Origin of the sequence: Niastella vici (genome assembly GCF_002077945.1) — a bacterium.
GTDB classification, from domain to species: Bacteria; Bacteroidota; Bacteroidia; order Chitinophagales; family Chitinophagaceae; genus Niastella; species Niastella vici.
In genome coordinates, this window is the sequence record NZ_LVYD01000042.1 from 263,910 (window position 1) to 279,866 (window position 15,957).

Below are 15,957 nucleotides of genomic sequence, written 5' to 3' on the forward strand. Positions count from 1 at the left end.
GGGTTCAATAATTATTTCTTTATTGACTCGTATACTTCTAAAAATTTTCCGGCAATGCTGGTGTTCAGGTATTCAGTCATAACCAGCTGCCAGGCGTTTTGCACCAGTTGATCATTTGCAGGCGTTTCATCGAGCGCTGCCAAAACACTGTTTGCAAACATTTCCTCATTTCCTTTAGGCACCAGGTAACCGGTTTTATTATTGATCACCACTTCGCCAATACCACCAACATCATACGCTACTACCGGTGTTTTGCAATAAAAGGCTTCGAGTATAACACCAGGCAATCCTTCAATGATGCTGGGCAGCAGTAACACATCGGCATTTTTAATGAACTGCATCGCATCGTTCCTGAACCCATAGAACCGAACCTGTTGTTGAAGTCCTTTTTGTTTTACCAACTCTTCAATTTGATTTTGAAGCGGCCCACTGCCAACCAAATGCAAACTGGCGCCGGGTTGCTTTTTATGTACAGCCTCGAAGATCTCAATAAGCCGCGTGTGATTCTTTTCATAAGTAAACCCGCCAACATGTACCAGTACCGGCTTCGAAGCGCCTTGCATTGGATCCTCTCCTTTGAAATCAGTTTCCTCAATACCAATGGGCACTTTTACAATACGTTCTTTGAACTGCGGGAACAACTTTGCAAAATCTGTTGCCGAAGTGCTGCTCACCGAAACAATTTTGCTGGCATATTTGAAAAAGAAACCGTTCAGCATTTTAGCCGGTGCGGTTTTTATATACAGGCTGATGGTACTTGCATTGCGAAAGACAATGGGTTGTTTCCATTTGAAATACAATTTCGACAACACCGCGTACTTTAATGTATCTCCTGCATTGGCCTGAATTATATCAGGCTTTTCTTCTTTGATAAGCTGCGCCAGGTTGCGCCAGGCTTTAATATCCCAGAAACGTTTTTTGGGCGATCCATTCAGGTGTTTGGTTTCGCCGGTAAAAGGCAATGGCGCACTGCCAGGAAAAACAAACACCAGGATGCATTTATGGCCCTTTTCATTCAGGTGGGTAGCCAGTTGTGAAGCAAACATTTCAGCCCCGCGCAACTGGGGTTTTTGAACCAGATGAAGTATTGTCAATTTTTTGTAATGATCATGTTGAGTAAATAATTTTCCATTTTGCCAGCGATCTTTGACAACTCAAAATGTTGCCGGGCATACTCATTTGCCTTTACCGCCATCGTATTGGCAACAGCTAAATTATCCTTGTACCACAACAATGCCTGCGTTATGCTTTGCACAGATCCGGTTTCAAAATAGTAACCCGTTTCCATATGGGTAACCAGTTCTTTGTGAGCCGGAATATCACTGACCAGCACCGGCAAACCGGCGAACATCGCTTCCAGTGTGGCGGCGCCAAACCCTTCGCTGTGTGAGGGAAAAACAAAACAGTCATACTCATTAATAAGCTGGGGTATATCGTTTCTGCCTCCTAATAAAACCACCTTGTTCTGCAACCCAAGCTCATTTATAAGGGCCGATAATGATTCCCGCACCGGACCATCGCCGGCTATATGAAGAACAGCCTGCGGACAAGCCGGCAAAAACTCGTTGAAGGCCAGGATCAGGTCGCGCTGGCCTTTTACCGGCACCAGCCGCCCTACGTTTAAGAACCGGAGTGGCTTTCCCGGAATGGTTTGTGGAACCTGGAACCGGAATATATTACTATCGCGGCCTCTGTGTATGACTACAATTTTATTGGCATCGATGCCTAATGCCTTTCCGTTCGATTGCTTTACTGCGTCGGTGATTGCCATAAACCCTTTACAATACCGCGCTGTTGATTTATTCGCCCATTTAAAAAAGGGCACCAGCACTTTTGCCTTCCAGGAAAGTGTTGAATTGTAAGCGTCGGAATACAGGTCGCTTACGAAGTTTCCTATCACCGGAATGTGGCTGAACCGGCCTACTAACCGGGCAACCAGCTCTGACCGGGTTAAGTAAGCTACTATAATATCGGGTTGCTCTTTTTGAACGATTGCTTTTAATTGTTTGTAAGCCTGGGGAAATCCATATTTCTTCCTAAGGCCTAGCGAATGCACTGTTATGCCATGCTCAATGAACCGTTGCTTTAACTGATCACCGGCATATAAGTGGCAAACAACAGGTTTCATGTTCTTAAACCGGATCACGTTAGCCAAAAGACTTTGCTCAGCGCCGCCGGTTTGTAACGTATCAATTACAAACAGCACTTTGTAAGGCCGGGATTGATCGTTACTGCCTGCCATCTTGTTTATTTCTTCGGCAACAGCCAGCGTATTGTTATCCATACTGGGCAACGGAGCTTTTATTCTCAATGAATGATATTGTTACGTTCTCTCCTTTACAAAACATCGTAAACTCCCGGTCGGCAATAGCCCTGAAAAATGCCGATGTACAACCGGGGTGATCTCCATCGTGTAATTCAACCATTATACACCGCACCATGGGCAACCAGCTCTGATAGTTGTACATAAAGAGCTCCTTTTCGGCGCCCTCAATGTCAACCTTTAGTATATCGATCCTTTTAAGGTTGTACTTTTTAACAAGGTCGTTAATAGTAATGCAGGTGGTTGTACCTACCTTTTCGCCCGTGGCCTCCACTATTCTAAACGCATATTCGCCGCGGCCGCCATCATAAATTTCCTGCTCTTTATTTTCGTACCATATGGCGTTATTCAGCGGATACACATTACTAAACCCAGATATATTTTTTACCAACTGATCATAATTGTGTTTTTCGGGCTCAACGGCAATTACCTGTGCATTGGGGTACTTTGTTTTAAAATATATGGCCGACAAACCAACATTTGCTCCCAGGTCAATGATTGTTTCAACCGGGTCCCCGTTCAAACCACTATAACTATACTGGTCGAACACCATTACCTGTTGAAAAACCTTAAAATCGGAACTGCCTTTTCTGATATGAACCTTTCGCCCTTTCCACTTCACTTCATATTCAGCATCGGCAGTTGTCATCGCCATACAAATGATCAGCGACTTCATAATTCCAATACGGGAAATAAACCGTAGGATAGCATACACCTTTTTGTTTAGTTTGTCCCTCTTCATCGATCAACATTTAATGTTTATTGAATTTTAATGTCCCAGGATCTAAAGTTCTTCCGCCAACTCCGGTAATGCCATGCCAAATACCAATTAACCTTAACCTTACCCGTTGAAACCTGTCTGGCGCGTAAACGGCAGCAGTAATCAACAATTTTGTTTGCTGCCAGCAATATCCCACTAAATTCAACAGGGAGAAATGTTTCTTTACAATAAACATATGATTGCGGGCTGAATAATAGCCCCGCCATAAAGTAGCCCGGGAAAATTTCTCTCCGCCACCAAGATATAACCGGTTATCTGCACCGTTTTTCAAAACACCTATTTTATAACCCCGGCGCTGCATGCGTACCGAATATTCATGATCATCACACATCATAAAGAACTCTTCGCAAACGGGGCCTACGTTGCGAACTACGTCTGCTTTTATAAGTGCGCCATCGATCATGGCGTAATCTGCTTCCTGTAATTTAATATCGGCCCGTACCGGGTATTTCTTTCCCAACTTAAGATGGGCACCATGTAACCCGATCAATGAAAAATCGCTTTGCTCAATACTTTCTACCAGCTCTATTAATGCATTGGGTGCATACATAGTATCATCATCCAACACCCAGAAATACTGGTACTCATTAGATCTTAACCCGTATTTCATAGCAGCTGCAATAGCGCCTGCCGAACCGGTATTGCTTTCCATAAAAATGCAATGGATACTGTCGCTGCCATCAATTGTTTTCAGGTATTCAACCGTACCATCAGTGCTTTTGTTATCTACAATTATAACGGTCGCAGGCTTCAGCTCCTGGGCCAATACATGTTCCAATGCCTGTTTAAGGGTATCGAGTCTGTTATACGTAACCAGTATCGCGCACACTTTTGCGTTCATAAAGAGGTAAAATGAGTTAGGATTAATTATTTCTTTTTCGTTTTCGGGGTCGGTTTACCAGGTAAATATCTTACGTACCACCTGCTTAATCCGTAATCCCTGATCGCTCTGCAGGTATTTCTTGTAACCAGGGAACCATACCTGAAGCCATGTTTATAGTTCAGGAGGCTTTTTCCAATTGAAACAAACAAGATAGAAAAAAACGCCGTATAATACCGGTTTTTAGCCATCACAAACAGCGAATTGCGAATGCTGTAATAATCGCGCCACAAAACACTTTCGTCTTTTTTACGAATGCGTGTGTGCTTAACACTCATCCGGTTCCACTTTTTTCGCAGGTCAAGGAACAAACCCGAATGCACCACTATTTTATAACCGGCCCTTTTTTGCGACAGATCAAAGTCAAGGTCTTCAAATCCGAAAAACAATTTTGGTTCCGGCACAATGCCTTTCAATACGCTTGCCCCTCTAATGATCTTTATCATACCACCGCCGATGGTATCAACTTCCAGGTATTCGCAGTTTTGCAGCTCTTCATTGGCAGTTCTTATCAGTAACCCCGTGCGCCTGTTTAATTTATGTCCTACCACCCCAACCTGGCCGCATGTAGCGCCATACGATTCGGCCATTTTTAACAGCTTTTCAAATGTATCTTCTGTATAAGGGGGATCATTATCATCTGCCCAAAGTATCCACTCATATCCTTCTTTTGCCAATGTTTCCAGGCCAATTTTGCCACCACCGGCAAATCCTGAATTATGACCAACCATTATATGCGCTGCATTGGGATACAACTGGGCCAGTTTATTTTTAGTGTCCTCATTGTCGTTATTATCAACAATCAGCAACTTTTCAGGCGGCATGGTTTGATTGAGACATTTTTCTATAGTGTCCATCAAAATATCCGGGCGATTGTACGTCACAATAAATGCAGCAAACTTCTTGTTGGTCATAAGCGTTACGTTTGAGGCACCTGCTATGAGGCTGGTTCTTTTGGTGGTTTTATTCAGGAATTATATGTAAAGCAGGGTTATCTTTTGTAATACCTGCTCATGCTATAATCAAGTACTGCTCTCCATGTGTTTCGCGTTACCAGGTTGCCATAGCGCCAGCCGTGTTTATAACTTAACAGGCTTTTTGCAAATGAAACAGTCAGGAATGAGAGCCAGGCCAAAGGAAGCCGGTGCTTTTTCATTATGAACAACGCGTTGCGAATGCTGTAATAATCGCGCCATAAAACGTTTTCCTCTTTTTTACGGGCAACGGTTTTCGGAACTTCGTGGCGGTCCCAGCGGTCGCGGGCAGCCAGGTACAAACCGCTATGCACAAGAATTTTGTAACCGGCTTTTTTTTGCGACAGATCAAAGTCAAGATCTTCAAACCCAAAGAACAACTTCTCTTCTGTTATTATGCCACCCAGTACGCTCCTGCCGTTTACGATCTTACATTGCCCGCCCCCAACTGTGTCAACCTCTACATAGGCCTTTTCGCGCAACTCCTCACTCTTTATACGTTGCATAAGGCCGGTGTACTTATTGAACCGGCAGCCAACCATCCCTACCTGTCCGCATGCAGCGCCATATGATTCGCCCAGTTCTATCAGTTTCTCAAATGTATCGGGCGTGGGTGGCGGGTCATTGTCATCGCCCCAGAAGATCCACTCATACCCTTCTTTTGACAGGATCTCGAGCCCTATTTTATCGCCACCGGCCGGACCGGCATTATAACCCACTCTTACATACGCCACCTGGGGATAAAGTTCATCCAGCTTTTTCTTTGTTTCATCTGTTGCACCATTATCTACTATCAATAACTTTTCGGGTGGCAGTGTTTGCGAAAAGATTTTTTGAATGGTATCCATCAAAATTTCTGCACGATTGAATGTTACTACAAATGCAGCGAATCTTTTGTTACTCATGACTTATTGTTAATTGAGATCGAGAATTTGATTACTGTAAGCGTTCTGCAGGACTATGGCATCGCTGATATTAATATGCCTCCCAGTAAATTCAGGGCAGCAGCATGCCAGGCATGTCAATGATGCCTCCTTAAGTTGTTTTATAAGCTATGAATCAGGCAAAAACTAAAAACCCTGCAAAGAAACCATCTTTTGGAAACGGGTTGATTTATTTACCATTTCGTCGAAAGAACCGGAAGCTGTCACTTTTCCCTTTTCGAGCAGGTAAATGGTATCTGCTTCTTTTATGGTTGATAAACGGTGCGCGATCAAAATGATGGTATAGGTACCATGTAACTGTTCAATATTTTCCTGAATGATCTTTTCTGTTTCAGAATCAAGCGCCGAGGTAGCTTCATCAAAGATCAGCACTTCAGCTTTTTTGTATAACTCGCGGGCGATGGAGATTCGCTGGCGTTGTCCACCCGAGATAAGGATACCATTATCACCGAGGCGGGTATCTTCTTTTTCAGGCAGTGAATCTACAAAAGCACCCAGTGACGCCATCCGCAACACATCTTTAAACCGCTTTTGGTTTTCAGCCGTTGGCTCGTCCCAGAAAGTGATATTATTAAAGATGGTATCATTGAATACAACCGGCTCCTGTGAAATATAACCAACCTTATCGCGGTACGTGTTGAGGTTGTATTGATCCATGGGAATGCCGTCAAGATACAGCCCACCGGAATCGGGGCGTATTAACCCAGCGATCATATTGGCCACGGTTGTTTTACCGGCGCCGCTTTCACCCACCAGCGCTATCGTTGATTTTTTCTCCAGCTCAATACTGATACCATCGAGCACTTTTAAACTATCGTATGATAAGGTAACGTCTTTGAGCTCAATTTTATCCTGCATAGTTTTAAAGGCAATGGGGCCATGTACTTCCTGTAAGGAAGCCATTTCATTGGTAAGAGAAGTTACGGCATTGATACCGCCACTGTTCTCAATGAAACCCTGCCAGTAATTCTGCGTCATTACCAGGAAGCTCAGCGCGCGGTAAAACAGCAACAAGCTCAGGATAATGCTACCCAAACTGGCGCCCATCCAGTTCAACTGCGCAAATATTACCAACGCAACTATTACTATAATGATGGGCTCTTTTATACTGGTAAGAAGGGCTGTCATATGACCGATCTTCTTGTTCAACCCTTCGGCCTGGTTAATAACGGTCTTTAATTTAAGAGAATACCGGTTAAAGGTATTGGTTGACTTAAGGTATTTAAAGTGATGGGTGGTCTGTATCAGGAAGCTGTTGAAGTCGGCTCCTTTTTTCGACAGGTCGTTCGACGCATTTTTAGTGGTCTTATATACTTTGTTGTAGATCAGGTTCGATAGCACAGCGCCAAAACAAACCAGTACGGCAAACTGGTAATTGGCCAAAAATGCCAGGAACATATAGGTCAGCAACATTACTGCCGCCTGGGCCGCAATAAAATAAAAATGGAACGAAGAAAACAACCGCTGTACTTCAACCGTAAGCGTATTCTGTATTTTTCCTGAATCGATCTTTAAAAATGCGCTGTATGATAAGCCTTCCAGGTTATTCACCAGTCTATACCGTACTTTCTTGATGAATAGCTCGCGTATAGCCGCGTAGTATTTCATCATGATATACTTTATTAATCCTTTGAACAAAAACAGCATCACCAATACCACCAGCACCGTGGTAATCGTTAATTCAAATCCCATTTTTTTAATGAGCGTAACAATGTGCTGTATTTGCCCCATCGACTCATGGTTATCAGCAGTAGCCTGTGTATGTCCATCTCCTACTGCTTTTAGCAGCGGAATGAACATGGCCAGTCCAATACCATCGAGAAAACTTACGCACACGCACATGAAAAGAAATAACAATACTTTACTGCCAAGTATGCTGTAGTAGTATTTGAAATGAGTCAGGAAACCATTTTTCTGAGAGAAAGGGAATTTCATCGTTCGTTTAATTTTTCGCGGCAGGCTCAAGCGTTAACGTCCGCCCGGATGAACCGTTCGGACGGGCTTAAGGCCGTCCTGAATTTATATAAAATCCCGCCTAAGGCGGGATTCGGTGTTCAGCTTATTACGCTATTTTCAATTTACTGTCGGAACTTTTTTTCTTTTTTTTCGATTTGCCCATTTGACCGTACTCGTATCCGTAGCCATATACATGCTGGAATCCGTAACCTGGCTTTATACCATTTATGATCAGGGATATATGCGGTAACTTTTGATCAAGGTGCAATTGATTGATGAGCTTGATCGATGGACGAACCGTATACTTATGCCGCAGCACAAAGAAGGAGATATCGGCCATTTTACCAAGTGACAATGCATCTGATACTGCTTCAACCGGCGGTGTATCCATTATAACATAATCAAAATGCGCTCTCAGGTAATCGAATAACGATTTCATGCGGGGATTCAGAATGATCTCGCCCGGGTTCAGCGGTAAAGGCGTACCGGCGCTGATGAACACCAGGTTTTCCATTTCAGGCACTAATTGCACCACATCATCAATCTGCATTTCACCACGCAGGTAATTGGTAATACCTGGCGATTTTTTAAATCCAAGGCGTTCTGACAGGCTGGGATTGCGCAGGTCAAATTCGAGCAGCACCACTTTCTTGCTACTGATGGCCAGCGAACTTGCCAGGTTCAAACTCACAAAGCTTTTTCCTTCACCACTTACGCTGGAGGTAACCATCAGCACTTTCTGATCGGGCCCGTACCCCATGTAAGAAATATTCGTACGCAGGGTCCTGAACTGTTCGGCAATAGGCGAAACTGTTTCTTCGGCAATTACCAGGTCGGCCTTGCTGTCATCAAGAATAATTTCTCCGGCAATTGGCAGCGAGGTAACGCTTTGAACATCTTCCCGGGTCTCCACCTTGTTATTCATCATAAACTGCACTACGATGATCATAACAGGTATCAGCAGCCCCAGCATGAGCCCCATGGCATACACCATGTAAGGTTTGGGGTTTACACTCTTGCTGATATTCCAGTCAATGATGCGCGAACCGGCAATGCCTGCCGATGCATATTCCATTTTCTTATCCTCGATCTTCTGTTGCAGAAAGGTGTACAGGGCATCTTTAACACCCAATACCCTGTTGGTTTGATTGAGGTCTTTCTCTTTTTCAGTCATTCCCTGAAAGCGACCAGTGGCACTTTGTTCCTGGTTTACAATAAAGTCATTGCTTGTTCTCAACTGCTGACGAATACTGTTGATGCTGGTAAAAATGCTGCTTTTTAATGTACCCAGGGCGGCATTGATATCGGGCAGGCGAATATCTTGCGGGGTACCACGGTCGAGGATCTCTTTTCTTCTTAACACCAGTTTGTTGAACTGATCAACAAAACCACTCAGACCAGGGTCCTGCAAAGCTGTTACATTAGGAATGATCTGCTCCTGGCCGCTTTGCTGAATACTATTTTCAACCTGGGTTAACAGGTTGTCTTTTAACAGGTTCTCACTTTTCTTGCTATCGAGCGTAACCAGGTTACCGAGTATCTGGTTGGCTGATGTACCTACATCGTTTACCTTGTTGTTCGATTTGAAGTCTTTTACTTTATTGGCCTGTGTCGCCAGTTCGGATGATACCGTTGACAACCGGTTCTCGAGGAACTCGATCTCTGTACGCAGGGCCTTGCTTTTGAATTCGAAATTGGCCACATCATAATTATACAGCAGCACTTCAACGATCTGTTTGGCCCTTTCAGGAATTTCATCCTTTACCGTAATCTGCAACATGGCCATACCACCTTTGGGCACCGCACTGGCCGAGATCCTTGATGCATATTTTGCTACGGCCCCATCCTTCCCGGGAAAACGAAGCAGGTATGTTCCTTTTTGAATGGTGATAAAGGGTTTGGGCACAATAGTAATGGTGTCATGGTGAAATACCAGTGGCACACTATATACTCCTTTTACCAGTTCTTTTTCGTGCTGGATCTTGTAGCCTTCATCAGTTACCATGAGCTTATACACGGGGGTAGCCTCATCAACATCCCAGCGTTTCAGGTTGATCGTGAATGGCAAAGAATCCAAATGAAGTTGCTTATCGAGCACCCGGCCCTTTGTCATCACTTCTATATCGAGGTGTAATGAGTCAACGATCTGATGAATAAGCGCTGCTGATTCCAGTTTGAATATTTCGCTGTTCAAATCAGGTTGCGCCTGCGCAGCAGGGCTACCATTGCCACCAAACGCCGACCCACCCAGGATATTTGTGGTTACCTCACCGGGCGACTGCACCTGAATGAATGTAGATACCTGGTACAGCGGTGTTGTATATCGTATGTACACAAATGCAACAGCTAAACAAACGCCGGCAGATAAAATAAGCCAATAATAGCCTTTTGCCAGTTTTGAGAAAAGTCGTTTGGCATCAAACCCTTTACTTTCTTCTGGCTCTTCAAAATACTTCTGCTCCATGAAGGAAAGTTTTATTTTTTTGCATTATTAATCGTAACTCCAAGCGTTACGGCAGAGATCAGTACAGTAAACACGGAGGCGAATAAACCAAAATCCTCCTTGAACAATGAACCCGAACGGGCCTGTACGTAGATCACATCATTCGGGCGCATTTGAAAAATATCCGGATCTTCCAACACACTGGCTTTTCTTAAATCAAATTTTCTTATTTCTCTTTTGCCGTTATAGTCTCTATATATACGTACATCGTACCGTTTGGCGCTGTGTGGCAGGTCGCCTGCTGCTGCCAATGCGGCAAACAGGGTTGAATGCTGTGCCGAAATAATGAAGGAGCCGGGGTTCTTTACTTCACCCAATACAGTAACCTTGAAGGTATTGAAACTCAATTCAACCAGGGGATCCTTCAAAAACGGGCTAACCAGGCCCAATAGTTTTTGTTTTGCCTGGTTGGCGGTTAAACCAGCCAGCTTAACTTTACCAACAACCGGTACTTCTATTTCCCCATCATTATCGACCAGGTAATCTGAACTGGAGGCAGTGCCACCTATACCTGCGCCGGCAGCAGCTGCTGCAACAGCGCCACCACTGTGTTTATTAAAAAATGCAGCACTTTCCTGATCTTTCACCAGAAAAGTTACATCGAGCCGGTCGCCGCGTTCTATAATACGCTCGGGAATGGCCATTGCTTTTAATTCATACGTTTCTGCATTTGGTAAATCATTAAAATAATTTAATTTTTTACTGGTACTGCATGATGTGGTAAGCATCAGAATGAACGCTGCAAAACAGAGGATAAGGGTGGCCGGATGTATGTGGTTTCTATTCATTGTACGTTAATTTATATTTTAGCCGGTTGCTGGTAATACTGATATTTTATGGGGTTACTTTTGAATGAGCACTTTGCCTGTACCACTCCACTGTTGTTTGCAATCCATTTTGAATGGTTATTGTAGGTTGATAACCGATCAGTTGCTGCGCTTTGCTAACGTTGGCCAAACTATGGCGAACATCACCTTTGCGCTCTTCACGGTACTGCGGCTTCAGGTCGGTTCCTATAAAATCACAGATGTATTTCCACAACTGGTTAAGGGTAGTGGCCTCTCCTACTGCAATGTTTACTACTTCATGTTTGTTGATATCAGTGGCCAAACAGGCTTTAATATTCGCCTGCACGGCATTTTCAACATACGTGAAATCGCGGCTGGTTTCGCCATCGCCGTTAATGAACGGCGCTTCCGCTTTTAATGCGCTTTCAACAAATAAAGGTATCACAGCGGCATAGGGACCACGCGGGTTTTGCCTGGGGCCAAATACGTTGAAATAACGTAACCCGATGGTATGAAAATCGTATACGCGGCTGAACACCTGTGCATACAGTTCGTTTACATATTTTGTAACCGCATAAGGCGAAAGCGGGTAGCCTATTTTATCTTCTACTTTAGGCAATCCGGGATGATCACCGTATGTACTTGAACTGGCTGCATATACCATTCTTTTTACACCGGCATCACGAGCTGCCACCAGCATATTTAAAAAGCCGCTTACGTTTACTTCATTACTCGTAATGGGATCATTGATTGAGCGGGGCACTGAACCCAGGGCAGCCTGGTGCAACACATAATCAACCCCTTCAACGGCACGGCGGCAGCTATCCAGATCGCGAATATCGCCTTCGATCAAACTAAATTCAGCACGGGGCATCCATTGGTCAATGTTTTCCATGGAACCGGTACTGAAATTATCAAGCACCTTCACTTTTCCCGCACCATGGCTCATTAAATACTCAACAATATTCGATCCGATAAAGCCGGCGCCGCCGGTAACAAGAAAGCTGGCCTGGCTAATATCGAGGGTATGGTATTTCTGACTGTACATAATTAAATAGTAAATGTTATAAACGTGCGTCAACCAGTTCTTTATTCAGGAGCGACTTCACATCGAACAACACGCAATGCTCGCTGCATAATTTCTTTATAGCGTCGTAACTGAATTCCTTATGCGCTACTGCCAGTACCACGGCATTGTATTTACTTTGTGAAGCAGGTAATTCCTGAACTGTTTTAACACCATACTCTTCCATCACTTCTTCGGGGTTGGCCCAGGGATCATATATATCAACCTGTACATGGTAGCTTTGCAGGTGTTTGATTATATCAATAACCTTCGTGTTGCGAACGTCGGGACAGTTCTCTTTAAAGGTAATCCCTAAAACCAGGGCTTTGCTACCTGAAACAGGTATACTTTTTTTCACCATCAATTTAATTACCTCACCGGCTACATAGGCACCCATGCCATCATTCAGTCTGCGGCCGGCCAGGATTATTTCGGGATGGTATCCTACTTCCATGGCTTTTTGAGCCAGGTAGTACGGGTCAACGCCTATACAGTGACCGCCTACCAAACCTGGTTTGAAGGGTAAAAAGTTCCATTTAGTTGCTGCAGCTGCCAGCACTTCCTGGGTATCAATGTTGAGCAGGTTAAAAATTTTCGACAGCTCATTGATAAAGGCAATGTTGATATCGCGTTGCGCATTCTCAATTACCTTGGCTGCTTCGGCAACCTTGATAGAAGGGGCCAGATGCGTACCTGCTACAATAATGCTGTTGTAGATATCATTAACTATTTTGGCCGCTTCAGGGGTTGAACCGGAAGTTACTTTCTTGATTTTTGTAACTGTATGTTCCTTATCACCGGGATTGATACGCTCGGGCGAATAACCGGCATAGAAATCAGTATTGAACTTCAAACCTGAGACCTTTTCCAGAATGGGTACGCATTCCTCTTCTGTAACACCGGGATAAACAGTAGATTCATACACTACGATATCTCCTTTTCTGAGCACTTTACCTACTGTTTCGCTGGCTTTCACCAACGGTGTAAGGTCGGGTCTGTTATACTTATCAACTGGAGTTGGAACAGTAATAATATAAACGTTGCTGAGCTTGAGGTCTTCCAGGTCAGCGCTCACCCATAAACCGGTTGTATTATCCAGTTTATTTTTAAGCACCGAAGTAAGATGATCGCTGGTGATCTCCAGCGTATGATCGTTGCCCGACCGCAATTCGGCTATACGTTCCTTATTGATATCGAAACCTACGACAGGGTATTTTTTAGCAAATTCAACAGCTAAGGGTAATCCTACGTAACCTAAACCGATTACCGTCAAATGATACTGCTTTTTCTCTTCCATTCAATAATTCAATTTGTTGTTATAAGTTTTATTGTGATGAACCCTTTGCAAGATTGCTTTTATCAATAGCAACCAGGGCAAATCCCAGCGAAGGTAACATCACTTTTACCATTTTACCACCTACTTCCTGTACCTGTCCTTTTTGTTGCATAAGGGGGCCGTTTATTATGGTCACTTCATCGTTTATATTAACATCAATTCTTTCAACCTGAATATGTTCATAGTCTTTCAGGAACTGTTTCACTGTTTCAATTTCTATATCTCGTATCACTGCGGGTTTTCCCTGAAAAGTTACGAACCCCAAAACGCCATCAGTTTGCAAAACCGGGATATGTGCTTTGGGCGCCAGGCGAACCATTACGTACGATTTGAACAAAGGTTCCAGGATTACTTTTTTCCGGTCGCTCCAGTTTCGCTCAATCTTTTGCAATGGACAATAATTCTCTATCTGTTTTAACTCCAGCAAATCGGCTACTTTCTTTTCCCACCTGGGTTTTGTATATAAGGCGTACCAACGCAAATTATCCATGTTACCAGTTTAATGCACATCTCAATGCAAAGCTCCCGCTTCCCTCAGTCACATGTTTCACTGAGAATCAAAAATTTATAATAATTCAATTCCATTAAATTCAATAGCCAATCACTATCTTTTCTTCGTTCAACACGAGAATATCAGATCGTAACAGGTCATTGAGGTCCAATAAAAAGCAAAACAGTACACAAGTAAATAGTAAACCAGAGGCTATTCGAAAGGATTGGTTCAGAGGCTTTCGAAGGAAATCGGGCCACTTGGGGTGATTCGAAAGGAAAATCGGGTAACGATCGGTGATTACAAAGGATGTTTGGACGATCAGAGGTTAATGAAGACGCTCAAAAGTAGAAAGAAATTTGATATTATGCAATAAGTACGGTTGAATTTTATATACCATAATGTGGTAACAGACAAATTACCCAGTTGTCTTAAAAATGGTATAACTACTTATAAATCATGTCGTATTAATTACATATCCCTACCCCGCAAACGATGTTATGTTATCAATATGTAAAGGGTGATATAGCGTTTATTCATAATACAAACAAAACAACCTTTTTCAAAGCCCGAACTTTAAAAAAGGTTGTGTTGTGAAGGGCCAATGGTGAATGGTGAATAGCTCGCGAATTTTGAGATTAATAGCGATCTTGCGCCTCCTGAATTTATTGACCATTGACCATTGACCATTGACCATTGACCATTGACCATTGACCATTGACCACTCACGATTATTATTTCATCGACCTCGCGATACCCAATTCAAGACCACGCAATTCAGCCAGTCCGCGCAAACGGCCTATTGCTGAATAACCGGGATTGGTCTTTTTATTGAGGTCATCGAGCATCTGGTGTCCATGGTCAGGACGCATGGCCAGGTTGAGCTTGCGCTCCTGCATAACCAGCACCAGGTTCTTTACTACACTGTACATATCCACATCGCCTTCGAGGTGATTGGCTTCGTAAAAATTGCCATCGGCATCGCGCTGGGTGCTGCGCAGGTGTATAAAGTTGATGCGTTTTCCAAATTGCAGCACCATGGCTGGCAGGTCGTTATCGGCCCGTACGCCAAAGGAACCGGTGCAAAAACAAAGGCCATTGCTGGCATTGGGCACCGCATCGAACAACTGTTGTACCTGTTGGGCAGTGCTTACTACCCGGGGTAACCCAAAGATGGCATATGGGGGGTCGTCGGGGTGAACCACCAGCTTTACGCCCACTTCATCGGCCACCGGCGACACCTGCTGTAAGAATTCGATCAGGTGTTGTTGCAATTTTTTTGCATCAATACCGGCATAGGTATCAAGGGCAGCCTGAAACTGCTGCAGGGTAAAGCTTTCCTCACTGCCGGGTAAACCCGCAATAACATTACGTTGTAATAATTTTTTCTCGTCGTCGGTCATAGCCGCCAGGCGCTGCTGCGCTTTGGCCAGTTCTTCGGGGGAATAGTCTTTTTCGGCTCCCGGTCTTTTCAACATATATACGTCAAAGGCTACCATGGCCGCTTTTTCAAAGCGCAGCGCTTTACTGCCATCTTCTAAGGTGTAGGCCAAATCGGTACGCGTCCAGTCGAGCACCGGCATAAAATTGTAGGTAACCACATAAATTCCGCAGGCAGCCAGGTTGCGGATGCTTTCACAGTAATTCGCAATATATTGTTTGTAATTGCCTCGTTGCGTTTTAATATCTTCATGCACCGGAACGCTTTCCACCACCGACCAGGTTAATCCCGCAGCCTCAATGATCTGTTTGCGTTGCATGATCTCTTCTTTCGTCCAGGTGGTGCCATTGGGTACGTGATGTAGCGCAGACACAACACCTGTACAACCAGCCTGCCTGATATCTGACAGGCTAACCGGGTCAGCAGGGCCGAACCAGCGCATTGTTTGTTCAAATTGATACATAAAATGATTGTT

General features: G+C 44.0%; 13 protein-coding genes. All 13 read right to left on the reverse strand.

Going from position 1 to position 15,957, the window contains the following annotated elements:
* Positions 1 to 11 precede the first annotated feature (11 nt).
* Positions 12 to 1,094 carry a glycosyltransferase family 4 protein gene (locus tag A3860_RS12360; protein WP_143774065.1) on the reverse strand — a complete coding sequence of 361 codons (1,083 nt, stop codon included), beginning with the start codon at positions 1,092 to 1,094 and terminating at the stop codon, positions 12 to 14.
* Entirely contained in the window at positions 1,091 to 2,284 is a 1,194-nt protein-coding gene (locus A3860_RS12365; protein ID WP_081147011.1) for a glycosyltransferase family 4 protein, read from the reverse strand. The genes A3860_RS12360 and A3860_RS12365 overlap by 4 nt, the downstream gene beginning before the upstream one ends.
* Positions 2,277 to 3,065 carry an FkbM family methyltransferase gene (locus A3860_RS12370; RefSeq protein WP_081147012.1) on the reverse strand — a complete coding sequence of 263 codons (789 nt, stop codon included), beginning with the start codon at positions 3,063 to 3,065 and terminating at the stop codon, positions 2,277 to 2,279. Before A3860_RS12370 ends, A3860_RS12365 begins: the two co-directional genes overlap by 8 nt.
* Positions 3,066 to 3,075: 10 nt before the next feature.
* On the reverse strand, positions 3,076 to 3,945 hold the full coding sequence (locus tag A3860_RS12375; RefSeq protein ID WP_081147013.1) for a glycosyltransferase family 2 protein: 870 nt from the start codon (positions 3,943 to 3,945) through the stop codon (positions 3,076 to 3,078).
* A gap of 26 nt (positions 3,946 to 3,971) precedes the next feature.
* Positions 3,972 to 4,898, reverse strand: coding sequence for a glycosyltransferase (locus tag A3860_RS12380; RefSeq protein WP_081147014.1), 927 nt, complete (start codon positions 4,896 to 4,898; stop codon positions 3,972 to 3,974).
* 77 nt (positions 4,899 to 4,975) lie between these two features.
* Positions 4,976 to 5,863 carry a glycosyltransferase family 2 protein gene (locus tag A3860_RS12385; RefSeq protein ID WP_081147015.1) on the reverse strand — a complete coding sequence of 296 codons (888 nt, stop codon included), beginning with the start codon at positions 5,861 to 5,863 and terminating at the stop codon, positions 4,976 to 4,978.
* Positions 5,864 to 6,028: 165 nt separating this feature from the next.
* Positions 6,029 to 7,837 carry an ABC transporter ATP-binding protein gene (locus tag A3860_RS12390; protein ID WP_081147016.1) on the reverse strand — a complete coding sequence of 603 codons (1,809 nt, stop codon included), beginning with the start codon at positions 7,835 to 7,837 and terminating at the stop codon, positions 6,029 to 6,031.
* Between the two features lie 127 nt (positions 7,838 to 7,964).
* A complete protein-coding gene (locus tag A3860_RS12395) occupies positions 7,965 to 10,322 on the reverse strand; it encodes a GumC family protein (RefSeq protein WP_081147017.1) in 2,358 nt (785 codons plus the stop codon).
* 11 nt (positions 10,323 to 10,333) lie between these two features.
* Positions 10,334 to 11,149: a polysaccharide biosynthesis/export family protein gene (locus A3860_RS12400; RefSeq protein ID WP_081147018.1), complete on the reverse strand. Its 816-nt coding sequence runs from the start codon at positions 11,147 to 11,149 to the stop codon at positions 10,334 to 10,336.
* Between the two features lie 46 nt (positions 11,150 to 11,195).
* Entirely contained in the window at positions 11,196 to 12,197 is a 1,002-nt protein-coding gene (locus A3860_RS12405; protein ID WP_081147019.1) for an SDR family oxidoreductase, read from the reverse strand.
* A 16-nt stretch (positions 12,198 to 12,213) separates the two neighbouring features.
* Entirely contained in the window at positions 12,214 to 13,512 is a 1,299-nt protein-coding gene (locus A3860_RS12410; protein ID WP_081147020.1) for a nucleotide sugar dehydrogenase, read from the reverse strand.
* 28 nt (positions 13,513 to 13,540) lie between these two features.
* A complete protein-coding gene (gene nusG, locus A3860_RS12415; RefSeq protein ID WP_081147021.1) occupies positions 13,541 to 14,041 on the reverse strand; it encodes a transcription termination/antitermination protein NusG in 501 nt (166 codons plus the stop codon).
* Between the two features lie 734 nt (positions 14,042 to 14,775).
* Entirely contained in the window at positions 14,776 to 15,945 is a 1,170-nt protein-coding gene (uxuA, locus tag A3860_RS12420; protein ID WP_081147022.1) for a mannonate dehydratase, read from the reverse strand.
* Positions 15,946 to 15,957: the final 12 nt, after the last annotated feature.